This window comes from Boseongicola aestuarii (assembly GCF_900184815.1).
Lineage (GTDB): Bacteria > Pseudomonadota > Alphaproteobacteria > Rhodobacterales > Rhodobacteraceae > Boseongicola > Boseongicola aestuarii.
Genome location: NZ_FXXQ01000007.1, coordinates 137,490 through 162,864, shown reverse-complemented (window position 1 = coordinate 162,864; position 25,375 = coordinate 137,490). Strand labels below are relative to the sequence as shown.

Sequence of the window (25,375 nt, the reverse complement as noted above, 5' to 3'; positions counted from 1 at the left end):
TGTCGATCTTCTGCCACGTTGCGGGGCGTCGACCCGGAACGAAAGAGGCGGACGATGCGTGACGAAGCCTATAGTGAGTTGGACCTGCATTGCGGCCCGGTCGTGGTTGGCGTCGGCGCGTCAGCCGGTGGGCTGGACGCGTTTTGCACTCTGCTATCCGGGTTAAGGCCCGGCCACGGTCTTGCAATCGTTCTGGTACAGCACCTTGATCCCGACCATGAAAGCCTGCTGCCCGAGCTGTTGTCCAGGAAGATAGCCGCTCCGGTCCAGGTGGCCGAAGACGGAATGCGGGCGGAAAGCGGGTTAATCTATCTGATCCCGCCAGGGCAGCTTCTCACTCTGAAAGATGGCTGCCTTCGCCTTGAAGCCTATAGCAAGGCGCGCGGAATACGCCGTCCAATAGACGCTTTCTTCGAAAGTCTCGCGAAGGATGTAGGCGTCCAAGGTGTCGGGGTCATTCTCTCCGGCACCGGGTCCGATGGATCGACTGGCGTGCGCGCGATCAAAGAAGCGGGCGGTCTTGTCTTTGTACAGGACCCGAAGCAGGCCGACTACGACGGGATGCCCAAAAGCGCGATCGCCACGGGCGCCCAAGATCTGGTGCTGCCGACTGATGAAATGGTCGACGTGATCAACGACTACTTCTCGATCCGCACCGACCTGCAACCCAGCAAGCTTTCGGACGATGAATTCATCGAGCGTATCGCAAAGCACGTCTGCTACCGTACCGGGCATGACATACAGCACTACAAGAAATCGACGCTTCTGCGCCGACTGGCTGTACGGATGTCGGTTCTGGGGATTCCCAACCCGAACGATTACGTCAAAGAACTGATTGCCAACAAAGCAGAAGCGCCAAAGCTGTTCCGCGACCTTCTGATCAATGTTACCAGTTTCTTTCGCGACCCCGACGCCTTCGACGCTCTGGCCAAGACCGTCTTGCCGGACATCCTCGGCGGCAAGTGTGAGGGCGACGAAGTGCGTATCTGGGTGCCGGGGTGCTCCACGGGACAGGAAGCCTTTACGATCGCAATGCTGATCGCCGATGAGTTAGAGCGCACCAGCGCACAGCCTCGGGTGTCAATCTTCGCGACAGACATTGACGAAGACGCCATCAAAATCGCCCGCAAGGGGCGTTATCCGGCGTCTATTGCTGACGAGATCCCCCCAAGCTTTCTGACCACTTATTTCAATGCAACCGACGACGGGTTCGAGGTCTCACCGAAATTGCGTGAAATGGTACGATTCTCCAGCCAAAGCATCATCAAGGACCCGCCGTTCTCGCGCGTTGATCTGGTGTCGTGCCGTAATGTGGCCATCTATTTCGAACCGGATTTGCAGGACTTCGCGCTGTCTGTATTCCACTACGCTCTCAACGAAGGGGGGCATCTCTTTCTCGGTCCAAGCGAGATGCCACGCAACAACAACCAGCTTTTCGCCCCGAACAACAGCCGTCTGCGTCTCTATCGACGGAGCAAAGGCCCGGCGCAGCGATTGAACTTTCCGGCAACCTCCGCCTCACCCTATTGTGCGCGAACCGAACCCGAAGACGCCTTGCGACAGGCTTCGCGCGAACCCTATGCGCGCACTCTGATCGACAAGATCGCGCCGCCGTTTATTGTCGCCGACAAGGCGGGTAACCTGATTTATACTTCCGAACGCGCCGTTCCCTATTTCCGGATCAAGCCGGGGTCGACGCGTCTCGGTCTGACGCAGCTAATTGTTGCGGAACTTGAACCGGCGCTTCGGCGGCTACTTGCAAGTGCGGAACGGGACGGTGAGCGTTGTGAACAGGAGTATCGCGGCAAGTTTGCCGGGAAGGACGTACGCATCCTCCTGTCGCTCGAGTTTCTCGAGGATCGGTCGCGGTTGTTGGTGATCGAGGACCGTCTGGATCTGGTCGAGCACCGCGAGGTAGTTGTCGCTGGAGTCGGCTCCCTCGATGACAGCTACGTGCAAGGCATTGAAGCGGAACTCGAAAACGCACGCGAGACCATCCGAACGACAGTCGAGGAGCTTGAGACGTCCAACGAAGAGCTGAAAAGCTCAAACGAAGAAATGATGTCTATGAACGAGGAGTTGCAGTCGGGCAACGAGGAGCTTTCAACGACGAATGAGGAGCTGCAGAGCAAAGTCGCAGAACTGCGCGAGGCGAACGACGATCTTGCGAACTTGATGGGGTCTACGGATGTCATCACGCTATTTCTGGACGATGATCTGCGGCTGAGGTTCTTTACGCCGGGCAGTCAGTGCGTCTTTCGGTTCGTGGATGCCAACTGTGGAAGACGGATCGACGACATTGGTGGCGACATCGACACGGCGTACCTCCGAGCGCGGTGTCGTGAAGTTCTGACCAGCGGCGTTCCGATCAACGAAGAGGTCGAAACCAACAGTCGAGACCGTCGCTATGCCCTGAAAATATTGGGTTATTCCGGTGACGGAGCCTCAAGGCGGCGTGGCATCGTCTGCACGATGACCGGCATCACGGAACTCCGCCAGGCAGTCAGCGCTGCAGAAGCCGAACGGCGGGTATCCCAGCGCAGCCTCGCCGAAATAGAGCAGCTTTATTTTGTCAGCCCGCAGGCCATGGCGCTTACGTCACCGGACACGACATATCTGAGGGTCAACCGGCAAATGGCCGAAATCAACGGACGCGATGCAGCGGCACATTTCGGTGAGAAGATGAGGGACATTGTCCCGGATCTTGGCGAGCAGATCGATGCGGCCTTCAAGACCGTTCTGAGTGAGGGCGAACCGATTGTTGGTTTGCATATGGAAGGTGAGACGGCCGCGCACGCAGGTGATCGTCGGCTTTTTTCAACGGATTGGTATCCCGTGCGTATCGATGACGAGATCGTCGCTGTCGGCGTCAACTTCCGCGATATCACCGAGCAAACCGAAATGCAGGCTGAGTTGCGACGCATGATGCAAGAGCTTCAGCATCGGGTGAAAAACATGCTGTCGAACGTGCTTGCACTGGTTAGCCGCGCGCGACGCGAAGCCGGTGCCGATGTCAGCGTTCTTGATACGCTGGCTGCCCGGATCAGGGCTTTGTCTCAGACGCACAAGCTTCTGACAAAGGAGAACTGGCGCGCCGCGGATATCTATGCGCTGATCGAACCCGAGTTGACCCATGTCTATGGTGTTGAGCGGGTGAACCTTGCAGGGCCGCGCATCGAATTGAACGCCCGCGCGGCTGTCGCGCTTGGAATGGCGATCCACGAGCTTGCAACCAATGCGGTGAAATATGGCGCGTTCTCGCAGGGTGGGGGACGAGTGTCCCTGAGCTGGATGCGGATTGATGACGGGACAGCGGAACGGGTTGTTTTTCGAAGGATCGAAAGTGGCGGTCCCGCTGTGCCTTCGGGTTCGGGCAGTGGATTTGGAAGCCAGCTCATCGCGTCGACAATTACCGGCAGCCTCCATGGGTCGGTCGAAACTGATTGGCTCCCCGATGGATTGGTCGTCGAAATGACTGTCCCTTTTGAAACCCTTGGAAAAAAGAAAGAAGAAGTGGTTTATGACGTTTTCTGACTTATCCGTTCTCCACGTCGAGGACGAAATCATTGTCGCAATCGAAACTGCCAGCGTGCTCGCCGACCTTGGCTTTGGGTCGGTGCGGGTCGCTCATACACTCAAATCTGCGGAAAGCCTGGTGCTCGCAGAGCGCTTCGATGTGGCCTTGTTGGATGTAAACCTTGGTAACGGCGAGCGTACAATCGAGCTTGGCATCGCGCTGCGTGAGCGCGGAACACATGTCATCTTTGCTTCTGGCTACAACAAATGCGAGTTGGGCGAACGACTACAAAGCTTCGACTTTATCGAAAAGCCGCTGTCGCGGTCGGATATTGAGGAGGTCATTCACGACATTCTCACTGCCAGAATGTCAGCATGACGTTGGGCATAAAAAAACCGGCGAACCCAAGGTCCGCCGGTAGTAATGACGCCGACAGGGAGGAGTCGGCAATCAGAAAACTTACTTCGCAGTTGCTTTTTTCGCAGCCGCAGTCACGTCGTTTGTGGCTTTCTTGACAGCAGCAGTTGCTTCTTCGCTGAGGTCTTTGCCAGCGGCGAGCATCAGCTCAACTGTTTCCATCTGAACTTTTTTCGCGATCTCAGCGAAAGCAGCCATGGACTCGGTGCCCATCTCTGCTTGTGCGGAAGCGAAGTCTGTGATGGCTTTTGTGTAGTCAGCCGGGTCTTCTTTGGCAGTCGTTACGGTGCCGACTTTGCCAAGTGTGGATTTTGTCCAGCTTGCGGAAATCTCGGTCGACTTCTCAGCAGCTTCCAGAACGACTTTCGACATTTTGTCGGCGAAGTCGGCCTGCGATTTGAATGCGTCCTGCATGGAAGACATATCAACCGGGAAAGAACCCATCATGTCTTTCATCATCTTTGTGTAGTCGTTGGTAGCTTTAGCCATTGGTCTCTCTCCTGAGTTAGCGATGAGCGGGGAGACCCGCTTCTCTGCGTCTGCAAACTATATAGATGCTGCACCGCAGCATTGCAAGACAATATGCTGCGGCGCAGCAAAAATTATTGCTGATAAAAAACAAATACTTAGGGTTTTTTGGGCGTCTCTATCACGTATTTTCCGGGCGCCGGATACAGAATCGGGTGAGTCGACGATTCCCCCGGAACCCTTGCAGGCACCTGTTTTCCGGACTTGGGCGACAGCCATTTGTCCCAGAGAGGCCACCACGAGCCTTCGTGGAATTCAGCTGTTTCGTGCCATTCATCGGCATCGAGGTTCCAGTCGTCGTTCGTGTAATGCCCGTATTTCACTTTTGACGGGGGATTCACGATTCCCGCAATGTGACCGGATTCCGACAGAATGAACGTCTTGGAGCGGCTGCCCATTTGCTTGATCCCGGCATAGGATGTTGTCCAGGCTGCGATGTGGTCAGTTTCACAGGCAATGGCGCAAACAGGCACAGTGACGTCCTTGAGCATCACGGTTTCACCCAATACTTCGAACCCTTCGCGCGCAAAGCGGTTGTCCTGACAAAGCCCGCGCAGATACTCCATTGCCATACAACCCGGCAGGTTCGTTCCGTCACCATTCCAGAACAGAAGGTCGAATGCCGGAGGCGCCTCGCCCATCATGTAGCTCTTGATTGCGGGTCCGTAGATAAGATCATTCGAGCGCAGGAAGCTGAAGGTCTTGGACATAATCCTCTTGTCCAGCATTCCGTCAATCTCGACTTGCGCTTCGATCGAATCCACAAAGTCGTTGGACAAAAATACACCAACTTCGCCCTGATCTTCAAAATCTGTAAGGGCGGTGAACAACGTGGCGGACTTGATCGACTTGTCACCGCGCTTTTTCAAAAGTGCCAGCGTCAAGGACAGGGTTGTACCTGCGATGCAGTAGCCGACGGCGTTAACCTGTTTTTCGTTCGTGATGGTTTTGACCTGTTCGACGGCTTCCAGGTAGCCTTTCTCGATGTAGTCGCCCAGCCCCATATCGCGATAGCTTGCGTCAGGGTTCTTCCAGCTTACCACGAACAAAGTGTAGCCCTGTTCGACGATCCATTGAATAAGCGAATTCTTCGGCTTCAGGTCGAGAATATAGAACTTGTTGATCCAGGGCGGAAACAAGACCAGCGGAGTCTTGTGCACGGTCTCCGTTTTCGGCACGTATTGAATAAGCTCGAACAGCTCATTACGGTACACGACCGAGCCTTCCGCAGTGGCGATGTTTTCGCCGACTTTGAAAGCGTTCTTGTCGGCGAGCGTGACCAGCATCTCGCCGTCGCTGGCTTCGATATCGCGCACGAGGTTTTCAAGTCCATCGACCAAGGACTGACCATCGGTCTCGACCGCCTTTGTCAGAGCGGCCGGGTTCGTGCCAAGAAAGTTCGTCGGGCTCATCATGTCGACGATCTGGCGGGTGAAATACCGTGCGCGCTTTTTGTCCTTGTCGTCCAGACCTTCGAGTTTCTCGACCATTTCGCTCATGGCCTCGGCAGACATCAGGTATTGCTGCTTCACGTAATTGAAGAACGGGTGGTTCTCCCAAAGAGGGTCACTGAACCGGCGATCTTTGGGCGTACGGTCGTCCGCAGGCTCAAGCTTGCCATGCGCAAGCTTGTTTTGAGCGTCTATATAATGAGTCAGAGCTTTACCCCAGTAGCCGACCTGATGTTCGATCAGTTTCGAGGGGTGCGACATCATCTCCGCCATATAGGCTGTGGCGGCTTTCATATAGAGATCTTCGCCAGGGCCTTCGAGGCCCGGATGCTTTGGTTTCTTGGTCGCGAGCGCAGAAACAAGCCGTTGCGAAAGCTCTTCGATTCGGGCGAGATTCTCGTTCAGACGGTCCAGATTCGCCGGCGTTTCTGTTTCTTTTGTTGCCATTGGCGGTTTTCGAGCCTATTTTGCAGGTGCAGCATTTGTGCTGCGATTTAAGGACGTAAGTCTATCGCCGCAAGGCCCCAAGGGCAAAGCGACGAATTGGCCCGGCCAAGTTGAGGTGCCTGATGCGATATATGTTGACCTACGATTTGATGGAAACCCTCCGGAACACAAATCAATGGGCCGGTGCAAGCGCACAGGCAATCGCATCCTACCCGATGTGGGGCATGGTTCCAAACCCTGCTTTCAATCTGATGGCGGCCTGGGGTGAAGTCACCGAACGCAGCTTTTCGCGCATGGTCTCCAAGCCGGACTGGGGACTTGAAAGCGTCGTCGGCAAGGACGGCCGCGATCATATCGTTACCGTCACAAACGCGGTCGAGCGCCCTTTCGGCGATCTTATTCATTTCAAGGTTCAGGGACGCGCGCCGATGGCGCGTCGTATCCTTCTCGTGGCGCCGATGTCGGGTCACTACGCGACACTTCTGCGCTCGACCGTCCAGAGCCTTTTGCCCGATGCAGACGTCTGGATCACTGACTGGCACAACGCGCGGGACATTCCTGTCAGCGCCGGAAAATTCGATATCGAGGACTACACGCTTTATCTGTCGGACTTCATGGATCATCTCGGTCCCGATCTGCATGTGATCGCTGTATGCCAGCCCGCGCCACTAGCGCTTGCGGCAACGGCTTACCTTGCGGCTGAAAAGCCGAAAGCACAGCCGCGCACACTGACGCTGATTGGTGGGCCAATTGATCCTGACGCGAATGCCACGGACGTCACGGACTTTGGGCGTCGTGTGACCATGGGCCAGCTTGAACAGGTCATGCTTCAGCGCGTCGGGTTCAAATATGCAGGCGTGGGACGCATGGTCTATCCCGGCCTTTTGCAGCTTGCGTCCTTCGTTTCGATGAACGCCGAAACGCATTCCAAGGCGTTTTACGACCAGATCATGCGCGTCTCGAAGAACGAAGACGGTGACCGTGACAAGCACAACAGGTTTTACGACGAATATCTCGCGGTCATGGATATGACTGCCGAATTCTACATGTCGACGGTTGAGCGGATCTTCAAGAACCGCGAAATCGCCGAGAACGCATTTGTGGTGAACGGTCGTGCCGTCGATATCGGTTCCATTGACAATGTCGCGGTGAAAATCGTCGAGGGTGAAAAAGACGACATTTCAGCCCCCGGCCAGTGTCTGGCAGCGCTTGATCTGCTCACGGGGTTGCCAGACTCCAAGAAGGCGGCGCACCTTGAACCGGGCGCGGGTCACTATGGCATCTTCGCGGGCAAAAGCTGGCGCAGCAACATTCGCCCGCTTGTGCTGAACTTCATTGATGCAAATGCCAAGGCCGAGCCCGTAGGGAAGAAGAGCGCCTAAGGCGAATTCAGGTCCAGTTTACCGCAGCGCCGCCCGGAAGGGCGGCACGCGCGCGCATGGGAAAATCCATCGCATAGTTGTTGGCCCCGCAAAACGCACCGACCCATGCGTCGTCCATCAAAATGAAATCGAGCACTGACGCGAGGAATTCCGGGTCCTGAGCGCGGGCGCGTATGTCATCGATGCCAGCTCCGGTCGACCCCAGGAACACCGGCAACAACTCGTCATCGGTCGTAAGCCATACGAGGGCTTCGATCGCCAGAACTTCGGCGGAGTCACGCGCAAGCGGTGTCACAGACGTCTCCCGGAAAGGTTTTATTAACTCTTCTCAGAAAAGAGTGAACGGCAAAGGAACAAATGTAAATATTGGTGAGGCAACTCATGGCGAACCACTTATTGCTCGTGGACAGCTCTACGCCGGCACGCATGCTGACGTCTTCGCTTCTGAAAGCGCATCACTATGAGGTCACGGTTTGTGGAAATCTGACCGAAGCTGCGACCAAGGTCCGTGGTTTTGCGCCTGATGTGGTGATTGCCACATTGCGCGATCGCGAACCGGCCGGTCTGATGGAGGACCTGTACACGCACGGGATTATTGCGCGCTCGGATCAGGCGCCTTTGGTGCTTTTTCTTGATCCCGAGGCAACGCCCGAGCGCCGATTGGGGGCCTTGTCGGCAGGTGCGCGCGAAGTCATCGCGACGCCGTTGCCGGATCTTCTGTTCCTGGCGCGTCTGCGCGGAATATTGCGCGAAGCCCACGGTCTGCGCGAGGTCGAGCGGCGTCAATCCGCTGCGGCCAGCTTTTGGTTTGCCGAAAAGTCTTCGCCTTTTCAGGCGGCATCCAGCGTCGCCTTGGTTACCACCCAAGACGCCATGCACAGGGGTTTCACCCTACTGGCTGAAGCCTTTGGGTCACGTTTCAGACGACTGACATTGGACGAGGCTCTGGCAAGTGGCGGTGACTATGTCGCGCGCGATGTGTTTGTCCTGGATTGCGCAAATACGGCGGCGCGCCAGATGCTGTCGGCGCTGCCTGATTTACGGGCGCGCGACCATTCCCGCCACGCCGCGATCCTTGTGATGCACCCCACCGATGATTGTGATTCTGCGATCACCGCCCTAACCAGCGGCGCGTCCGATCTGGTTGGAACGGACGCTTTGGGCGATGAGGTCGTCCACCGTGTTCGGTCTTTGATGCGGCGGAAATCGGATGCTGATGACCTCAGACGCAATTCAGAAAGCAGTATGCGACTTGCAGCGACCGACCCTTTGACCGGTCTCTACAACCGCAGGTACGCGGACACATATCTGTCGGATGTCATTCGCAATTCCAGCGCAACGGGCGAGCCTTTTGCAGTTATGATGGCGGATATAGATCACTTCAAGACGGTGAATGACACGTATGGGCACGCCGTTGGCGACGCGATTCTGCGCCAGATCGCAAGTCGGGTCAGCGACAACCTGAGGTCGATAGATCTGGTGGCGCGTTTCGGTGGAGAGGAATTTCTGGTCGTGATGCCAGGAACCGATGCCGAACGCGCCGGGCCTGCCGCCAACAGGTTGAGGGCGCGGATTTGTGACGATCCGATTGTGCTGGAAGATGGCCGCGAAATCACCGTGACAGTCAGTGTCGGCGTGACGGTCGGGGGTGCGTCGCGGATTGGCGGGGCAGGGGCGGCCGCGTTGATTGACCCAATGTGCGAGAAGGACGTCATGGCGGACAAGCTGCTGCGTCTGGCGGATGGCGCGCTTTACTGCGCCAAAGCGTCGGGACGCAACCGAATAGAGGTGGCGCTCACTCCCTTCTGAGCCTTCGCAGATCACGGGCCAGCCGGTCGGCGTAGGCTGCCCGTTCTTCGGGGCTCAGTTTCTGAAGCTGATCGACCAGAAGCGCCTCGCCGATGTTCTGGCGTCTGAGCGCGATATCGCGTTGTTCGCGCAGGATCACCCGCACCGCCTCAGGATCAAAAGGATCGGCGTCCAATGCGCCAAGCAAGGCTTCGAACCGCGCGCGCAAGGCACTGCGGTTTTCCCGTAAACGCGCGTCGTCGCGTCGAATTTCCAAAGCCAGCGCGCGCCGGTCTTCGGGCTCGAGCGCACGAATGAACGGCGTACCGACCAAAGAACGCATCGGGCCGTCCAGCCGGTCGCCTTTGTCGCCAGAATTGGCGAAGAGAATACCGGCAATAATGCCGACAATCAGCATGTTGAACACCAGTGATACAGCCAGAAGCGGTTTTACCCAGCGTCGTTTCGGAGAGGTTTTGTCGCTCATCCGTCTGTCTCCAATTCGCTGAAGCCACTGAGTGCGACCGCCGGCAGGAAGGCAGAGACATCGAAGTCAGCACCGTCGGAAAACGCCAGCCTGTCGGTGAAGCCCGACGAAGGAACCTGAAACCCGATCCACACCCCGGCCAGCGTCGCGGCTGCGAGACCCGAAACCGGCACAAAAGCGGCAACGATCCTGGACCAGAGACTGACCGGTGCCAAGATCACGGCGGAGGCAGTGTTTTGCGCGGCAATCGCCGCGTCCGCATCGCCGACAAGGCGTGCGAGAAAATCAGGCGCAAGCTCCGGCGTCTCGGCGCGCGCGCTTTCAAACAAGGCTTCCAATGCGGTGTCGTTAGGTGATTTATCGGTCATCTTCATACCCCAGTTCGGCTCGCTTGCCCCGCAGTGCCGACCCGAGCGCGCGTTTGCCGCGCGCCACGAGACTTTCCACCGCTTCGACGCCGATGTCCATGATCTCGGCTATTTCCGGATTGCTCCGTTCTTCTATGTGCCGCAGGACAACTGCTTGCCGTTGTCTGTCGGGCAATGCGCCGAGTGCCGCATCCAGCGCGCCGCGCCGCGCCACATCTTTCATCTGTTCGACGACCGATTGCAGGTCGGCTGCAGGCTCGGCGATGGCGTCGATGTCGACATGCGGTTTTCGCGCCCGCAGTTTGTCGGTGCATAGGTTTACAAGAACCCGAAAGCACCATGTCGAAACCTTCGCTTCGCCCTGGCGCCATTCCGGAGCGATCTTCCAAAGACGCACCAGCGTTTCCTGCACTACATCTTCGGCTTCGGCGCGGTCCGAAAGGACGCGTGTCGCATGAGACAAAAGGCGCGGTGCAAGACGGTCGATCAGGACGCGTGCCGCGGTTCCATCGCCGTTCGCCACGGCAGCCAAAAGCGCTGAATCGGGCGCGGACTCGGAATTGGTGTTGGGCGGAGCGTTTTGCATGATCTGATGTCAGGCGTAACGCCGGATTGCCTGTCGAGCAATCCGGCGCGCCCTTGTGTAAGCGTTGTGTGGTCAGTTTCAGCCGCCCCGCTTGCCCATTTTGCCGCCGCGACGTTCGGCCATTCTCTCTTTGATGGCTTCGAATTCTTCGGCGCTGACGCCGCCCGAGCCGTCTGTATCGGCGCGTTCGATCATCCGTGCAGCCATGCGTCCGCCGCCTTCGCGGGCCTCCAGAACATCGCGGCTGAGGGAGCCGTCGCCGTCCGCATCGAGACGCGCAAACATCTCGCTTGCGCGCTCGCCTGCGCGCGCTTGGGCATGTGCGATGAATTCGGCCTCGGAGACTTGCCCGTCGCCGTTTGTGTCCATATCGGCAAAGCGATTGTCACGAGCCGCATCGAGATCTTCGAGCGTGATCTCGCCGTTTCCGTCTGCGTCGAGTGTTGCGAAATCCATCGGGCCGGGGCCTGCGCGGCGATCTTGCGCTTCTGCAACGCCGAAACCGGCCGTGATTGCGAGTGCGGCGAGGAGAATGCGTGTTGTATTCTTGTTCATGTTACCTGCTTCCTTAAAGCTTGTGTTTTGCTTTCGTGCTTTTCAAACGGACGAGGTGCTGAATTCCGTCGCACTTTTTTTGAATTTCGGAACAAAGACGCGACATCCCGCCGCAAGGACATTTCGCGTCGTTTCCTTTCTAAGCCCACTTCTTGAAATTGTCGGTTGTTAGATTTGTAATGACGCTGGCTGGAAGGTATGTGATGTATCCCGATCACCCAACGAACCTGACGCACGAAGCTGGAAATGACGGCAGCGAACGCGATGTGCGTGGCGCGATGCTGCGCGGCTGGAAGCGAACCTGTCCGAACTGTGGACGAGGTCCGTTGATGAAAAGCTATCTTGCAGTGCGCGACACATGCCCTGTGTGCGACCAGGAACTTTCACACCACCGGGCGGACGATGGGCCTGCCTATCTGACCATCCTTATCGTTGGGCATTTGATGGCGCCGGCATTGATCTGGGCCTTTACCGAGTTTCGACCCGACCCGATGGTTCTGGCGTCCACTTTTACGGTGGGCTGTGTTGGGCTTTCGCTCTATCTTTTGCCTCGGCTGAAGGGGGCGATTGTAGGATTGCAATGGGCAAAGCGACTTCATGGATTTGGGGCCTCTGTTTGAGGGCAGACCTGTGATTGATGACGTGCCGATCCGCGCGGCGTCGACCATCATTCTTGTGAGAGACGCGACGACTGACCCTGCTGTGCTGATGGGGCAGCGGGGCAAAGGTGCTGTTTTCATGCCCAAGAAGTTCGTTTTTCCAGGGGGTGCCGTGGATGAGGCCGACGAAGGTGACGATTTGGCAGAACCGCTTGATGCGCGGACGCGCGAACTGTTGGCGCTTCAGCCGGTGGGCGCAGAAGTCTCGCCCGAAGCCTTGGCGAGGGCCGCTATCCGCGAGTTGGCGGAAGAAACTGGACTGGCGTTCGAGCGGCCTTCGGCTTTGCGCTTCTTTTTGCGGGCGATCACACCGCCGGGGCGTCCGAGACGGTTTGATGCGCGGTTCTTTCTGGCTCCGGTGGAGGCTGTGTCGGGGGGAGCCGAGGCGGACTTCCGGGACAGTGACGAGCTATCCTTGCTGCACTGGGTCATGCTTCGGGATTTGCTCGATCTGGATATTGCGAATGTGACCGCCATGGTGCTTGAGCGTCTGGCCGAGCATTTGCCGTCTTTGGAAACACCCGAACGTGTGCCGTTGGTCAGGAACGACCGGATCGAGGACCGCGTGGTCTGGTTAGCGTGAACCGATCAGCGCAACAGCAGTGATCGAGATCGTCAGAAGTCCCATGCCGAACAATTCGCGCGCCGAGGGTCTTTCACGAAAGAATAGAACGCCCATCGCCAGCGAGACAACCAGTTCGATTTGCCCGACTGCAAAGACGTAGGCCGCGTTCTGGAGTGAGAAAGCGGCGAACCAGCACCAGCTTCCAATAAGCGAGAACACTCCCACAAGCGAGGATTTGCGCCAGCCTTTCAGGGTTTCGCTGATCTGGCCGGGTTCGCGCAATGCGAGCCAAAGGCCGAGGGCGAGGGCTTGGGCCGCGGTCACGAACGCCAGTGTCAGGCCTGCGACGAGAAAGGTGTTATCGCTGTCCATTGCAAGGACGGCACCGCGGTAGCCGACCGCCGACAGCGCGAAAAAGATGCCAGATAACAGACCGATGGCCGCGCCCTTGTTGAAGAAACTGCCGCCTTCCGGCGCCTTTGACAAAAGCAGCACGGCGACAAACCCAAGGACAATGAACAAAGCCCCCAACGGGTCGGTCCTGTCACCAAGGATGAGAAGTCCGGCGATGGCGGTGAGCATGACTTCGGTCTTCTTGAAGGTGATCCCGACGGCGAATGCGCGACGTTTGAACAGGGCGACTGTGCATATGGTGGCGAGGATTTGTGTGGCTCCGCCGGCCAGCGCGTAGGGCCAGAAACCTGTTTTGACGCCGGGAAGCGTGGCGGGCGTCAAGGCGACGTACGCCGACATGATTGCGATGACGACCGGCGCGGACCAAAGGAAGCGCGCCCATGTGGCGGCGGCAGGGCTGAGGGTGCTTCCTGCCAGCACTTTTTGCAGTGCAAACCGGAAGGTTTGCGAAAGGGCGGCGGCGATGGCGAGGATGACCCAGAGTTCCATCTGCGGACCTTGGGTGGAAAGTGCAGGAATGAAAAGGGTTTAGCTGCGCCGCCAGAGGGGGTGTGGCACCGGGTCTTTGCGGCGCAGGAAGTACTTAGCGAAAACCTGCGCGTAGGAGCGGTAGAAATAGCCGTCGTTCTGCTTGAGGTAGCGGTCAGGGTTCTGGCGGAAGAGGCCGGGGAGTTTGTACCACGGTGCGCGCGGGTGGGTGTGGTGCAGGACGTGATAGTTATTGTTGAGAAAGAGGATGGCGAGGGGCCCTTGGTCGTCGATGATGACAGTGCGACCGAGTGCGTGTTCGTGGGCCTGATGTTCGAGGAAGGTGCGGATGCGCAGGAGCGACAGGCCGAAGTAGATTGCGACGGCGTAGGCCCAGATGGACAGTGTCGCGATGCTGGCGAGCCAGAACAGCACGGGGATCATGGCGGGAAGGTGCCATGCCCAGCCTTTGAGGACGCGCGGATCGGTTGTGCGATTGCGCCAGTCGGCGCGCAGGAAACAGGCCGTTCCGAGGATGGGGCCGATGATAAGGCGACCAGCGAGGGTGTTATTGGCGGTGCGGATCATGCGTTCGACGCGGGACATCTTTTCCCAGTCGCCAGGGTCGATGTAGTTGCTCTCGGGGTCGTCGTAGGGGTCGGTCAGGCGGCTGTCGAGGTGGTGGTCGAGATGGGTGTCGCGGAAGCGGGCATAAGGCAGGATCAGGGTCAGTGCGGGCGCGACAAGGAGGGCGTTGAGGGTCGTGTTTTCAAACGGGTGCCCGTGGATTGCCTCGTGTTGCAGGGAGGAGAATTGCGCGATGGCGATGGCGGTAACGATCACCGCGAGCGGGGTTGAAAGCGAGGCGAGCCATGTGGTTGCCAAGGCCCAAACCGCGTAGGTGATCGCCAACAACACAAGCGTTGGCCATTCGGTTGATCCGGGTGTGGCGGACTGGAAAAGTGTTCGGCGTTCGTGGGTTCCCATACCTCCGGTTTTGCATATCACGGACGCGTGAACGATTTGGTTTGTGGTCAACATAAATTCAACTATGGTGAAATAATTCACCATATGTGGCGAAAATGGACAAAAGAGACCGCGCAAAACTGTTTAAACTCCGTCTTTCTGAAGCGATGGCCGAGAAGTCCGCGACTCAAAGCGGGCTGGCGCGGGTCGTGGGGGTCGATCGTTCGACGATTTCCCAGCTTTTGACGCGAGACAGTCCGAGGATGCCGAACGCGCAGGTGGTGGCGGAATGTGCCGCCGCATTGGGTGTTTCGGGCGACTGGCTGTTGGGGCTTTCCGACAAGCCCGAACGGGCTGCCGATCTTCTTGCCGCTTCGATGCAGGTGTCTCAGGCTCCTCGGGCGCTGATTGATGAACAGATTTTCGCGTGGCATCAGGAGGCGGCCGGCTACAAGATACGTCACGTTCCGGCGACGTTGCCTGATATGCTGAAGACCAGTGCGCTGCTTCGGTGGGAGTACAAGCCGCATCTGGGCAAATCGGTGGATCAGGCGATCGGGGCCAGCCGGGATAGACTGGACTGGATGCAGCAATCCTTGTCGGACTATGAGATCGCGATGCCGCTTTACGAGATGGAGTCGCTGGTGTCGTGTTCCGGATATTACCGGGGACTGCCGAAGTTCGTGCGCGATGAGCAGATGCGGTATCTGAAGCAGCTACATGAAGAGCTTTTCCCGTCTTTGAGGGTGTTTCTGTTCGATGCGCGGCGGGTCTATTCCGCGCCGCTGACGGTGTTCGGGCCTTTGGTGGCGGTCTTGTATGTCGGGCAGTACTACATGGCGTTTCGCGACCGCGAGCGGGTCAAGGTGCTGACCGAGCAATTCGACGGGCTGGTGCGCGAGGCCTATGTGTCAGAGCGGGACTGGCCCGGCCATCTTCAGGCGCTTTCGGCCTTGGGAAGCTGAACCTTGCGGGATTTCGGCACGAATTCCTGAGCGGCGAGTTGCGCCAGCACGCGTCTGGCATCGGACTTGGCCACAGGGTCTGTCTTGGAGGAGACATCAATCAAATAGCCGCCGTCTTCGCCTTGATCGACGCGCAGAACCTGTGCCGGACGGTGCGCGCATCCTTGCACGGCGTCGATGTCGAAGTCGTGCGTGACAACGGCGATGACGGCGTCATGAGGTGCTTCGCTTTGGGCGCGCTGGATGACCTTGCGCATTAGTTCCAGGCGCTCGGGGAGGCAGATCATGACCCAGTCGGCGCCCCGGACAGTGCCGGAAATCGTGGATTCGCGGGTCCAGTCGCGCTTGAGGTCGGGGACGCCTTCCGCAAGCTGGTCAGGGTCGAAGCCCGAAACTGCCCAGCCGATTTTGTGAAAGGCGGTCGCAATATCGCCGCCGCGCGTGCCAAGGCCAAGAACCGCTACTTTTCGGGTCATGGTGCCTCCTGCGTGGTTATTTGAAGTTGGGTCAGGTCGTAGCCGTTGAAGGCCAATATATCGCGCGCCGCTTTCAGGCGGTCGGCGGGAATGGTCGGTTCGCGGTTCAGGATCCAGCCGGAGCGGCCTGCAGGCGTGCCGACAACTGCGGTGCGATAGTCTGTGTCGACCCAAAGCACCCAGTAATCGGCGGCAAAGGGCACGCCATCGAGGCGAATTTTCAGACGACCGGGACCGTCGAGGCGGGCGGTGCCGCCGATTTGTTCCCGGCCATCGTCGGTGTCGCAGGCATTCAGGATATCCAGTGTGCCGTCGGGAGCCGCGGTGTAGGTGGCCGTGGTATTGCGGCAGCCGGACTGGAAGGGGACCGGGAAGCTGGCGATCTCGAACCAAGTGCCGGCGTATTTGGCGGGTTCGAACGTGGCCATCGACGAGATCGGCACGTCTGTGTCGCGGTATTCGGGCAAGGCGACGCAGGCCGCAAGGGCCAGGGGGAGGAGAACCGCTGCGCGCATCAGTTGATACACTGGGTGGCGCGACCGCCGTTTTCGGTCAGGATTTCGTGGCAGCCGAGGAAAGGCGTCGTCGGAGCACAGGTGCGCGAACGGGCAAGGCAGACGCTTTCGCAATCGGATGAAGCACGACACAGCTGGTTGGCGTCACTTGAGGGGCGGTAGCAAGTGAAAAGGATGCCGCCTGAGCGTGCGCCCCAGCGGCCCCCGGTGCGTTCGCAGGCGGCGCGTTGCTCGGCCAGTGGGTCGGGAACTCCGCCGGTTTCGCCGGAAGCACGCGGGCCGTCCTCCTGACACGCAAGAAGTGTCAGGGTGAGGCAGATCATCAAGAAACCGCGACCAAGCGCCAGCATTCGTCCTCCCCGAAACCCCCGTGTTGATGCGGACCTTAGGGAGGCAAATGAGGCCCGGCAACACGGGTCGTGGTTAATAGGGCATCGGGTAGCTGCGGTGTGCCTTGGATACCTCAGCTAGCAGGTCGTCGGGCAGCGTGACCGAGGGCGCCTTGAGGATATGGGCCAGTTGGTCTGTGGTGGTTGCGCCGAAGATCGGGATCGTCGGGAAGGGCCGCGTGCGGCACCATTGCAGCGCCATGTGCGTGAGGTCGATGTTGAATTTTTCGGCGATTGCGGCGTAGATTTCGACGGCTTCGGCCACGCGGGGGCTGTTGCGGCCGCCGACCGATTCGTTGATCGCCATGCGTGAGCCTGCGGGGATGTTGCCGCCGCGGTACTTGCCGGTGAGGAAGCCACAGGCCAGTGGCGAGAACGCCAGAAGCGTGACGTCTTCGTGGTGGCTGAGTTCGGCCATGTCGGTGTCGTAGAGGCGGCAGAGCAGCGAATATTCGTTCTGCATTGTGGCAACGCGCGGGCCGTCGATTTTGGCAGCGGCGTTGAGCCAGTTCATCGTGCCCCATGCGCTGTCGTTGGACAGGCCAAAGGCGCGCATTTTTCCCTCTTTTACGAGGTCATTCAGGACGTCCATGGTTTCGGCCATGTTGTCGAGGATTGCGTTTTGCGCGGGCTGTTTGCGGGGGTCGAAGTCCCAGTTCTGGCGGAACATGAACGAGCCGCGGTTGGGCCAGTGGAACTGGTAGAGGTCGACGTAGTCGGTCTGCAGGCGCTTCAGTGAGCTTTCGAGGGTCTCGCGTACGGTGGCGGCCGATATATCCTGACCGTGCCGCACGAAGCGGCTGTTTTCGCCCGAGTGTTTGGTGGCGATGACCATCTTGTCGCGCTTGCCGGATTTGGCGACCCAATTGCCGATGATCGTTTCGGTGACGCCGACGGTCTCTGCACGGACCGGGTTCACGGGATACATTTCCGCCGTATCGAGAAAGTCGATGCCGGCGTCGAGCGCCATGTCGATCTGGGTGTGAGCGTCGGATTCGGGGGTTTGTGTGCCGAAGGTCATGGTGCCGAGGCAATAGTCGCTGACCTCGATGCCGGTGCGGCCGAGTTGGATTCGGTTCATATTGGAAATCTCCTTCGTGTTAGGGAAAGGGATAGCGTTTGAACAGGGATTGGCAAGGCGAAGCGGGGGATTGAGAACAAAAGGCGAACATGATAAAAGCGGGGTATGCCTGCTGCTGTTTCCCATCTTCTGACCCGTCAGAGCCATCGTGGCCCCAAAGCGCCTGCTGTGAAGGTGCTGGAAGACGTGACGTTCGAGCGGGGGCGGGCGCATGAGATTTGCGGCAACGCGCGGCGCACGATGGCGTTTGCGGTGGGGCAGGCGATGGTGGGCAACATCCTTTGGATAAGGCCGTCGTGGGCGCCGGGGCGGCTCAATCCTGAAGGTTTCATGCGGTTTGTCGATCCCGGACGGATCATTATGGCGACGCCGAAACGGCCCGAGGATTTGCTGTGGTGCACGGAAGAAGCGTTGAGGGCAGGGGTTATTCCCTTGATCGTGGCGGACTTGCCGGGGCCGCCGGGACTGACGGCTGTGCGGCGCTTGCATCTGGCGGCCGAGACGGGGGCGGAATTGTCGGCTGCGCCGCCTTTGGGGCTGTTGTTGACGCCGGACAAGGGCGGGGCGCCGGGGGTGGAGACCCGCTGGTCGATGCGCGCAGCACACGTGGATACCAAGGCCGAAGCCTGGGTTCTGGACCGCGTGCGGGCGCGGACTTCGCCGGAGAAGAGGTTCTACATCAAGGGGTTGAAGGAAGGCTTCGCGCTGACCGACGGCCCTGTCAGCGACGCTTTGGCCAGATGAGCGCGAGCGTGGTCGTGGTGAAAAGCGCGACGGCGATCCAGCCAAAATACCAAAGCTGACCGGCCTGCACGTCCTCGGCATAAGACGCGGCGAAGCGCGATTTACCCATGCTGGCCATTGCGAACGCTATGCCTGTCAGGACCAAGGCCGCAAGCGCGGCTGTCCACCGAAACTGCGTCGCAAAGCGCAGGACAAGCGCAAGAACGGCACCGAGGGGGGCGCCGATCAGGGCAATCTGGGTGGACCAAAAGGGGTGCGCTCCCAATGACTGGGAAAGTCCGAAAATGGCGGCAAGGATCACTGCCAGAGCCGCCAGGGCGAATGGAAAAAGTTTATTAATCAATGCTTTAGCCCGCAATTCGTTGCGACGTTTTTATCTGCTCGACCACCACGATAGACACGACTTCCGATTCGGGGGAAGCCCGCCAAAATGGCGCGTCGTCGATATGTGACATCCTTGCCGGGTGCACGAAAGCCAAGGCGAGACAGCGAGCAAACGCGATACCACGGTTTTCTTAACACGAAGTGGAGACGCGGAACGGACGCACCCTGAGTGCTTCCGCGCCAGTCAGTCGGCATTGCGACTCTTGATGCCACTGCCTCCGTGCATCGTTTCAAGCTCGATGGCCTGACCGCGTATTCCGTCGGTGTTTGGGCGGTCGCCACCCTTGCCGAGGGAATTGGTGATGCCGTGGATATTGCCGCCTGCATTGACGCCATTCGGATTGGCGTTCGCGCCGTCCCCTGACCCACCCTGGCGTGAAAGTTGGGGTGGATCGTATCTGCCGGAGTGGCCTTGTTTTGCGGGGCCGCGAAGGCGATCGAGTCGGGGGACCATGAAAGCGGTGCGGTAGGGAGGGTGCGGCCCGGAGCGGATGCAAATGCATTTAGTTCCCGCCGGAATGAAGCGATGTTTTCAGCGTGGTTCGGCTGAGACTTCGCCGGGTTCGTGTCCCGGCAGCGGAGGCTTGCCGATGGGCACTGGCGTTTCTGCCAGTCGCCGAAAAACGCCGTGAGCCGACAGAACTTTGATGGGGATAGACCCTGACTTGGGGAATGCCGCAGCGACCGGCGGACCGGGATCGCGGCGGCGGGATTAAAGCGGTGGAAGTGGGGTGTTCAGGCGGACCGCCGTCACATTCAGGTCGCGCTTCAAGCCGCTGGAAACGCAAGGGATAAGGGAATTTAAATGTATGGAATATATGGGTTTTCAGCATTTTCTTGCCCCTTCCGGCAGGTCGAAAGACCGGGGTGAAAGGGCAACGTCTGTGTCACGTCGGTTCAACGTCGGTATCACGTCGGTGCGACCGTTCTGTGTGTTTTTTGACGCTTAACTTCGCCGTGCGATGCTGCTTGCGTGTCGATAAAACTGAGAGTGCATGCCCATGTCCCCGCCTGTCATCTGGACGTCCAAAAGGACCGGAACCAAAACCCGCCGCATGGCCGAGGCGCGTTTCCATCAACTGCTGTTTTATGCCAGCAACGAGAGCAACAATTTTCTGGAGGAAGCCCGGCGCGAGGTGCCGGAGGCGTGGCTGACGCTGGAGCTGGACATGGAAACAGCCGCGCCGAAAAAGAAAGTGTCGCTGTATCTGGATGAAGCGGTGGTCAAGATGTACCGGGCGATGGGCGCGGGGTATCAGGGGCGGATCAACCGGATTCTGGAAACGTGGATGCAGATGAAAATTGCCGAAAAGTCCGGAATGTATCGTGATCTTTTGGAGCAGCTTGAGGCGGATGGCATCGCGTGGCTTGAAGATCGCGAACCGGACGACGTGATGGCCGGTGGCAAGACCCTGGCCGAAAACTGGGCCTACAACGAGGGTCTGCGCGACGGTCTTTCGGTCATCGCGCGCACGTCAGGGGATGAGGCGACCGGGGGCAAACCCCCGGACGCCAGCGCATCAGATTAGAGCAGGGAAATGTTTTCAGCGTTCTCGCGGCCATCACGGCCGGAGGCGAGTTCATAACTGACCTTTTGGTCGTCGGCGAGGCCGGTCAGCCCCGAGCGCTCAACCGCGCTGATGTGAACAAATACGTCTTTTCCGCCTGCATCTGGCGCGATGAAGCCGTAGCCTTTGGTGGTATTGAACCATTTCACGGTGCCAGTGGCCATGCGTGAGGTCTCCGTCTAGTAGTGGCCGTCCGCGGGATGCGACGGCTGTGGCCAGGGTCTTGGAGTTCGAAACTGTGGCCGTAGTTGGAGACAGTGGGTCGAGTTAAAGAATAGCGCTTGTGATCATCCAGATTTTGCGCCGTGACGCAAGATTTTTTGCCCAAGCCGTGCGGCTGGTTTTGGTCGGGCGATTGCCGTGTCTGTCCGTGCGTGACACAAAGGCGTGTCTGATCAGGAGGTGATATGCTGGGTATCGGTGTTTTGATGGGAGTCGCGGGCACGGTCGCGATGGATGTCTGGGCGATTTTGCTGGAGCGGTTCTTCGGCATCGCACGCCCGAACTGGGGCGCTGTGGGACGTTGGGTCGTGGAAGCGTCGCGCGGGCGGGTGTTTCACGACTCGATCGGGGATGTGGCCGAGTTGCCGGGCGAAGCGCGCATCGGCTGGGCGTTTCATTACCTTGTGGGCGCGATCTATGGTTTGGCGTTCATCGCCTTGGCGGGCGCTGACTGGCTGAATGCGCCGACCTTCCCGGCTGTTTGGGTGTTTTCACTTTTGACGATCGGGTTTGGGTGGTTCTTGCTTCAGCCGGGTCTTGGCTTGGGCTGGGCAGCATCGAAGACGGACGCACCATGGCGCGCGCGCGGACTTGGTCTGCTGGCGCATACGGTGTTCGGTCTTGGAATGTGGGGGGTTGCTTTGGCCGTTTAGGCCGGGTTCTTGGTGGGACGGCTGCGAACACCCGTCCCGAAGTTTTGCTAGCTTCGCTTATGCGAGCGAGAGGTTTACCGCCGACTCGCGGCCGTCACGGCCAGCTTCGATGTCGTAGGTAACTTTCTGGTCGTCAGCCAGGCCTGTAAGGCCGGAACGCTCGACTGCTGAAATGTGGACGAAAACGTCCTTGCCACCTGTTTCAGGTGCGATAAAGCCGAAGCCTTTTGTAGAGTTGAACCATTTCACGGTGCCATTAGCCATCGTGTTGTCTCCTAATAGTATGTGCCACCCACGAGATTGCGGTGACCCGGCTTAGTTGGTCTGGATCGAAAGACTGAAAGCCGTATTAGGGAAGACAGTGGTCGAAATAGAATAACGTCGCTGGGGGGCATATGGCGGGTGTGCGGTGAAATTGCAAGGAAATTCGTGAGGGTTGACCCCGGTGTGCTGGCGGGACCGGGGCGGCTGTGAGCTGGTTCGGAGATTTATCCGGGTTTCTGGGCGAGGCGTTGCCTGGAGCGAGGTGGAGCTGGAAAAGGCGCTTGGTGTGTCAGGTATCGGGCTGGCGAAGGACGGCCGTGATCTTGGACCGGCCGCGTAGCGTGGTCGCCGATCTTGCCATCAACCGGAGCCGTGAACATGGCCTCCAACTGGCACGTTTGTTTGCTGAGAGCTTCGCCGGTTGGAGGCGTCCCGTGTTGCGCAAGTCTGAGTTTGTTGATCCTGCGCTGGTGTCTTGGGTGGATTACCTTGTGAATTTCTTGTGCTTGATCCGTTTGGGTTCAAGCGCGTCGGGGCCGAGGCGGCGTTTTTTATCTTCCTCATAATCTTCGAAGTTGCCTTCGAACCATTCGACGTGGGCTTCGCCCTCGAAGGCCAGGATGTGCGTGCAGATGCGGTCAAGGAAGAAGCGGTCGTGGGAGATGACGACGGCGCAGCCTGCGAAATCGACCAGCGCATCTTCAAGCGCTCTTAACGTTTCCACATCAAGGTCGTTCGTAGGTTCATCGAGGAGAAGCACATTGCCACCGGTCTTCAGAAGTTTTGCCATGTGGACGCGGTTGCGTTCGCCGCCCGAGAGGCTGCCGACCTTTTTCTGCTGATCGCCGCCTTTGAAGTTGAAGGCCGAGCAGTAAGCGCGGGAGTTCATTTGCGCGTCACCCAGTTGGATGATCTCGCCGCCTGAGGAGATTTCCTCCCAGACAGTAGCGTTGGCGTCGAGCGCATCGCGGGATTGGTCGACATAGGAAAGGTCGACGGTGTCGCCGTATTCCACGGTGCCGCCATCGGGTTGTTCCTGACCGGTCAGCATGCGGAACAGCGTGGTTTTACCTGCACCGTTGGGGCCGATCACTCCGACAATGCCGCCGGGGGGCAGGCTGAACGAGAGGTTTTCGACCAGAAGTTTGTCGCCCATGGCTTTTTTCAGGTCGTTGACTTCGATAACTTTCGAGCCAAGACGCTGGCCGTTCGGGATGATGATCTGGGCGCGGGCGAGTTTTTCGCGTTCGGACTGGTTGGCGAGGTCGTTGTAGGCGTTGATCCGGGCCTTTTGCTTGGCCTGACGGGCTTTGGCGCCCTGCCGGATCCAGTCAAGTTCGCGTTCCAGCGTTTTCTGGCGGGATTTGTCTTCGCGGGCTTCCTGGGCAAGGCGTTTGGCTTTTTGTTCGAGCCAGGCTGAGTAGTTGCCTTCGTAAGGAATGCCACGGCCACGGTCCAATTCGAGGATCCAGCTTGTGATGTCGTCGAGGAAATAGCGGTCGTGGGTGACGATCAGGATGGTGCCTTTGTAGTCCATCAGGTGCTGTTGCAGCCAGGCGATGGTTTCGGCGTCGAGGTGGTTGGTGGGTTCGTCGAGGAGGAGCATATCGGGCGCTTCAAGCAGAAGCTTGCAGAGCGCGACGCGGCGGGCTTCACCGCCCGAGAGGGTCGATACATCTGCGTCATCGGGCGGGCAGCGCAAGGCCTCCATGGCGACGTCGATCTGGCTGTCGAGGTCCCAGAGGTTGTTGCTGTCGATATCGTCCTGAAGAGCGGCCATTTCGTCGGCGGTTTCATCCGAGTAGTTCATCGCCAGTTCGTTGAAGCGGTCGAGTTTGGCCTTTTTGGCCGCGACGCCGAGCATGACGTTTTCACGCACGTTCAGGCTTTCGACGAGGTGGGGTTCCTGCGGAAGATAGCCGACACGCGCGCCTTCGGCGGCCCAGGCTTCGCCGGTGAAGTCCTTGTCGATTCCGGCCATGATGCGCATGAGCGTCGATTTACCCGCGCCATTGGTGCCGACGACCCCGATTTTCACGCCGGGCAGGAAGCTGAGGCGGATGTTTTCAAAGAGTTTCTTGCCACCGGGGTAGGCTTTGGAAACGCCGTCCATGTGGTAGACATATTGATACGCGGCCATGAGGAACCCTTCGGTGTTGGTGGAGCATCAGGGGTTTAACGGCGCATGCGCGCAGGTGCAACGGGTTGCGCGTCCGTTGGCCGGAGGAGTTGGATATTTTTGAACAGAAGAAGCGCGGGGTGCGGTGACCGGGCAGCCGGGATCTGTGTGGGAAGGCTATGTTCTGGCGTGCGCTCCGGTGACTTAAAGGTAGTGAGTTTGACAAAGAGTTGACATTTGCGGCTGGTCGGGACGCTATGCCTTTCATGACCAGACCTTATCCCACACCCCGCTATACGCCCAGCAATTCACGTTATGACACGATGGAATACCGTCGACTGGGTCGGTCGGGGTTGAAGCTGCCGGCGATTTCGCTGGGGCTTTGGCATAATTTCGGGGACGACACGCCGCATGAGCTGAAGCGGGCCTTGTGTCGGGCGGCGTTTGACAACGGGATCACGCATTTTGATCTGGCAAACAATTATGGGCCCCCTCCGGGCTCGGCGGAAACGGCGTTTGGCGAGATACTTGCAACGGATTTTGCGGGGTATCGCGATGAGCTGATTATTTCGTCGAAGGCGGGATACAAGCAGTGGGACGGGCCTTACGGCGAGTTTGGCAGTCGGAAATTCATGATCGCGTCTTGTGACCAGTCCTTGAAGCGGATGGGGCTGGAGTATGTCGATATCTTTTATTCGCATCGGTATGATCCCGAGACACCGCTGGAAGAAACGATGGGGGCGCTGGATCAGATCGTGCGGTCCGGCAAGGCGCTTTATGCCGGGATTTCGTCCTATAATTCTGAGCGCAGCCGGGAGGCGGCGGCGATCCTGAAGGCTTTGGGCACGCCGTTTGTCATTCATCAGCCGTCTTATTCGATGCTGAACCGCTGGGTCGAGCGGGACGGGTTGTTGGACACGCTGGACGATGTCGGGGCGGGGTCGATAGCGTTTACGCCTTTGGCGCAGGGGCTTTTGACGAACAAGTATCTGAAGGGTGTTCCACAGGACAGTCGCGCTGCGCAGGGTAAGTCGTTGGACAAGGATTTGTTGAGCGATGAGGCGGTCAAGCGGTTGAATGGGTTGAATGATATTGCGGCGGCGCGGGGGCAGTCTCTGGCGCAGATGGCGTTGGCGTGGGTCTTGCGTGGAGGGCGTGTGACGTCGGCGTTGATCGGAGCTTCGAAGGTGTCTCAGATTGAGGATTGTGTCGGAGCATTGGGCGCGGCGGCGTTTACCGACGACGAATTGGCGGCGATTGATGCGCTTTGTTTTGAAGAGGGTGTGAACCTTTGGGCGCGCTCTTCGGAAGAGGTCTAGGCATCTTCTAACCAGGCCTTTCAGCGTTTGCACGCGGGGGACTGGTTGGATTTGGATATTTAGGAACAGAAGAAGGCA

At 58.7% G+C, this 25,375-nt stretch carries 29 protein-coding genes; 12 read left to right on the top strand and 17 right to left on the bottom strand.

What is annotated here, in order from left to right:
* Positions 1-54: 54 nt before the first annotated feature.
* Positions 55-3,534 (top strand): chemotaxis protein CheB, encoded by a 3,480-nt coding sequence (locus tag BOA8489_RS11535; RefSeq protein WP_093974172.1) that lies wholly within the window; start codon positions 55-57, stop codon positions 3,532-3,534.
* The gene (locus BOA8489_RS11530) at positions 3,521-3,895 is read left to right on the top strand and encodes a response regulator (protein WP_093974171.1); all 375 of its coding nucleotides are present in this window, start codon (positions 3,521-3,523) and stop codon (positions 3,893-3,895) included. The genes BOA8489_RS11535 and BOA8489_RS11530 overlap by 14 nt, the downstream gene beginning before the upstream one ends.
* Before the next feature lie 81 nt (positions 3,896-3,976).
* On the opposite strand, the gene BOA8489_RS11525 is transcribed toward BOA8489_RS11530, so the two are convergent.
* Both BOA8489_RS11525 and phaC read right to left on the bottom strand, forming a co-directional pair.
* Complete coding sequence (locus BOA8489_RS11525; protein ID WP_093974170.1) at positions 3,977-4,423, bottom strand: Phasin; 447 nt, start codon at positions 4,421-4,423, stop codon at positions 3,977-3,979.
* 137 nt (positions 4,424-4,560) lie between these two features.
* Entirely contained in the window at positions 4,561-6,360 is a 1,800-nt protein-coding gene (gene phaC, locus BOA8489_RS11520) for a class I poly(R)-hydroxyalkanoic acid synthase (RefSeq protein WP_093974169.1), read from the bottom strand.
* 122 nt (positions 6,361-6,482) lie between these two features.
* Between phaC and phaZ the strand changes: the two genes are divergently transcribed.
* Positions 6,483-7,742, top strand: coding sequence for a polyhydroxyalkanoate depolymerase (gene phaZ / locus BOA8489_RS11515; RefSeq protein ID WP_093974168.1), 1,260 nt, complete (start codon positions 6,483-6,485; stop codon positions 7,740-7,742).
* Between the two features lie 7 nt (positions 7,743-7,749).
* Here phaZ and BOA8489_RS11510 read toward each other — a convergent pair whose 3' ends face one another.
* A complete protein-coding gene (locus BOA8489_RS11510) occupies positions 7,750-8,037 on the bottom strand; it encodes a DUF3572 domain-containing protein (RefSeq protein WP_093974167.1) in 288 nt (95 codons plus the stop codon).
* Between the two features lie 86 nt (positions 8,038-8,123).
* Between BOA8489_RS11510 and BOA8489_RS11505 the strand changes: the two genes are divergently transcribed.
* A complete protein-coding gene (locus BOA8489_RS11505) occupies positions 8,124-9,551 on the top strand; it encodes a response regulator (protein ID WP_093974166.1) in 1,428 nt (475 codons plus the stop codon).
* Here BOA8489_RS11505 and BOA8489_RS11500 read toward each other — a convergent pair.
* The 4 genes from BOA8489_RS11500 to BOA8489_RS11485 all read right to left on the bottom strand — a co-directional run bounded on the left by BOA8489_RS11500 (position 9,538) and on the right by BOA8489_RS11485 (position 11,526).
* Positions 9,538-10,017 (bottom strand): periplasmic heavy metal sensor, encoded by a 480-nt coding sequence (locus BOA8489_RS11500; protein WP_093974165.1) that lies wholly within the window; start codon positions 10,015-10,017, stop codon positions 9,538-9,540. The two genes, BOA8489_RS11505 and BOA8489_RS11500, sit on opposite strands and share 14 nt — an antisense overlap.
* On the bottom strand, positions 10,014-10,385 hold the full coding sequence (locus tag BOA8489_RS11495; protein WP_141138280.1) for a hypothetical protein: 372 nt from the start codon (positions 10,383-10,385) through the stop codon (positions 10,014-10,016). The genes BOA8489_RS11500 and BOA8489_RS11495 overlap by 4 nt, the downstream gene beginning before the upstream one ends.
* Positions 10,375-10,971, bottom strand: a complete 597-nt coding sequence (locus BOA8489_RS11490; RefSeq protein WP_093974163.1) for an RNA polymerase sigma factor — start codon at positions 10,969-10,971, stop codon at positions 10,375-10,377. The genes BOA8489_RS11495 and BOA8489_RS11490 overlap by 11 nt, the downstream gene beginning before the upstream one ends.
* Positions 10,972-11,049: 78 nt before the next feature.
* The gene (locus tag BOA8489_RS11485) at positions 11,050-11,526 is read right to left on the bottom strand and encodes an EF-hand domain-containing protein (RefSeq protein ID WP_093974162.1); all 477 of its coding nucleotides are present in this window, start codon (positions 11,524-11,526) and stop codon (positions 11,050-11,052) included.
* Between the two features lie 278 nt (positions 11,527-11,804).
* Between BOA8489_RS11485 and BOA8489_RS11480 the strand changes: the two genes are divergently transcribed.
* Both BOA8489_RS11480 and BOA8489_RS11475 read left to right on the top strand, forming a co-directional pair.
* Complete coding sequence (locus BOA8489_RS11480) at positions 11,805-12,146, top strand: DUF983 domain-containing protein (protein ID WP_370807170.1); 342 nt, start codon at positions 11,805-11,807, stop codon at positions 12,144-12,146.
* Positions 12,124-12,768 (top strand): NUDIX hydrolase, encoded by a 645-nt coding sequence (locus tag BOA8489_RS11475; RefSeq protein WP_093974161.1) that lies wholly within the window; start codon positions 12,124-12,126, stop codon positions 12,766-12,768. Before BOA8489_RS11480 ends, BOA8489_RS11475 begins: the two co-directional genes overlap by 23 nt.
* Here BOA8489_RS11475 and BOA8489_RS11470 read toward each other — a convergent pair.
* Both BOA8489_RS11470 and BOA8489_RS11465 read right to left on the bottom strand, forming a co-directional pair.
* A complete protein-coding gene (locus BOA8489_RS11470; RefSeq protein WP_093974160.1) occupies positions 12,760-13,653 on the bottom strand; it encodes a DMT family transporter in 894 nt (297 codons plus the stop codon). The genes BOA8489_RS11475 and BOA8489_RS11470 overlap by 9 nt on opposite strands.
* Positions 13,654-13,692: 39 nt before the next feature.
* The gene (locus BOA8489_RS11465) at positions 13,693-14,619 is read right to left on the bottom strand and encodes a fatty acid desaturase (RefSeq protein ID WP_093974159.1); all 927 of its coding nucleotides are present in this window, start codon (positions 14,617-14,619) and stop codon (positions 13,693-13,695) included.
* A 95-nt stretch (positions 14,620-14,714) separates the two neighbouring features.
* On the opposite strand from BOA8489_RS11465, the gene BOA8489_RS11460 reads away from it, so the two are divergent.
* Positions 14,715-15,563 (top strand): helix-turn-helix domain-containing protein, encoded by an 849-nt coding sequence (locus BOA8489_RS11460; RefSeq protein ID WP_093974158.1) that lies wholly within the window; start codon positions 14,715-14,717, stop codon positions 15,561-15,563.
* On the opposite strand, the gene BOA8489_RS11455 is transcribed toward BOA8489_RS11460, so the two are convergent.
* The 4 genes from BOA8489_RS11455 to BOA8489_RS11440 form a co-directional block, all read right to left on the bottom strand.
* Positions 15,536-16,039: a thioesterase family protein gene (locus BOA8489_RS11455; RefSeq protein ID WP_093974157.1), complete on the bottom strand. Its 504-nt coding sequence runs from the start codon at positions 16,037-16,039 to the stop codon at positions 15,536-15,538. The genes BOA8489_RS11460 and BOA8489_RS11455 overlap by 28 nt on opposite strands.
* Complete coding sequence (locus BOA8489_RS11450) at positions 16,036-16,554, bottom strand: lipocalin family protein (RefSeq protein WP_093974156.1); 519 nt, start codon at positions 16,552-16,554, stop codon at positions 16,036-16,038. The genes BOA8489_RS11455 and BOA8489_RS11450 overlap by 4 nt, the downstream gene beginning before the upstream one ends.
* A complete protein-coding gene (locus BOA8489_RS11445) occupies positions 16,554-16,904 on the bottom strand; it encodes a hypothetical protein (protein WP_093974155.1) in 351 nt (116 codons plus the stop codon). The genes BOA8489_RS11450 and BOA8489_RS11445 overlap by 1 nt, the downstream gene beginning before the upstream one ends.
* Positions 16,905-16,977: 73 nt before the next feature.
* A complete protein-coding gene (locus tag BOA8489_RS11440) occupies positions 16,978-18,024 on the bottom strand; it encodes an aldo/keto reductase (protein ID WP_093974154.1) in 1,047 nt (348 codons plus the stop codon).
* 105 nt (positions 18,025-18,129) lie between these two features.
* On the opposite strand from BOA8489_RS11440, the gene BOA8489_RS11435 reads away from it, so the two are divergent.
* Positions 18,130-18,768: an ImuA family protein gene (locus BOA8489_RS11435; RefSeq protein ID WP_093974153.1), complete on the top strand. Its 639-nt coding sequence runs from the start codon at positions 18,130-18,132 to the stop codon at positions 18,766-18,768.
* Here BOA8489_RS11435 and BOA8489_RS11430 read toward each other — a convergent pair.
* Positions 18,746-19,111: a hypothetical protein gene (locus BOA8489_RS11430; protein ID WP_093974152.1), complete on the bottom strand. Its 366-nt coding sequence runs from the start codon at positions 19,109-19,111 to the stop codon at positions 18,746-18,748. The two genes, BOA8489_RS11435 and BOA8489_RS11430, sit on opposite strands and share 23 nt — an antisense overlap.
* 210 nt (positions 19,112-19,321) lie before the next feature.
* Between BOA8489_RS11430 and BOA8489_RS11425 the strand changes: the two genes are divergently transcribed.
* The gene (locus BOA8489_RS11425; protein WP_093974151.1) at positions 19,322-19,516 is read left to right on the top strand and encodes a hypothetical protein; all 195 of its coding nucleotides are present in this window, start codon (positions 19,322-19,324) and stop codon (positions 19,514-19,516) included.
* A gap of 637 nt (positions 19,517-20,153) precedes the next feature.
* Positions 20,154-20,681, top strand: a complete 528-nt coding sequence (locus BOA8489_RS11420; RefSeq protein WP_245813795.1) for a BrnA antitoxin family protein — start codon at positions 20,154-20,156, stop codon at positions 20,679-20,681.
* On the opposite strand, the gene BOA8489_RS11415 is transcribed toward BOA8489_RS11420, so the two are convergent.
* Positions 20,678-20,884 carry a cold-shock protein gene (locus BOA8489_RS11415; protein WP_093974149.1) on the bottom strand — a complete coding sequence of 69 codons (207 nt, stop codon included), beginning with the start codon at positions 20,882-20,884 and terminating at the stop codon, positions 20,678-20,680. The genes BOA8489_RS11420 and BOA8489_RS11415 overlap by 4 nt on opposite strands.
* Before the next feature lie 243 nt (positions 20,885-21,127).
* On the opposite strand from BOA8489_RS11415, the gene BOA8489_RS11410 reads away from it, so the two are divergent.
* A complete protein-coding gene (locus BOA8489_RS11410; protein ID WP_093974148.1) occupies positions 21,128-21,595 on the top strand; it encodes a DUF2938 domain-containing protein in 468 nt (155 codons plus the stop codon).
* A 57-nt stretch (positions 21,596-21,652) separates the two neighbouring features.
* Here BOA8489_RS11410 and BOA8489_RS11405 read toward each other — a convergent pair whose 3' ends face one another.
* Both BOA8489_RS11405 and ettA read right to left on the bottom strand, forming a co-directional pair.
* On the bottom strand, positions 21,653-21,859 hold the full coding sequence (locus tag BOA8489_RS11405; RefSeq protein WP_093974147.1) for a cold-shock protein: 207 nt from the start codon (positions 21,857-21,859) through the stop codon (positions 21,653-21,655).
* A gap of 484 nt (positions 21,860-22,343) precedes the next feature.
* Positions 22,344-23,999 carry an energy-dependent translational throttle protein EttA gene (gene ettA, locus BOA8489_RS11400; protein WP_093974146.1) on the bottom strand — a complete coding sequence of 552 codons (1,656 nt, stop codon included), beginning with the start codon at positions 23,997-23,999 and terminating at the stop codon, positions 22,344-22,346.
* Positions 24,000-24,244: 245 nt separating this feature from the next.
* Between ettA and mgrA the strand changes: the two genes are divergently transcribed.
* On the top strand, positions 24,245-25,297 hold the full coding sequence (gene mgrA, locus BOA8489_RS11395) for an L-glyceraldehyde 3-phosphate reductase (RefSeq protein WP_093974240.1): 1,053 nt from the start codon (positions 24,245-24,247) through the stop codon (positions 25,295-25,297).
* The last annotated feature ends 78 nt before the right edge of the window (positions 25,298-25,375 follow it).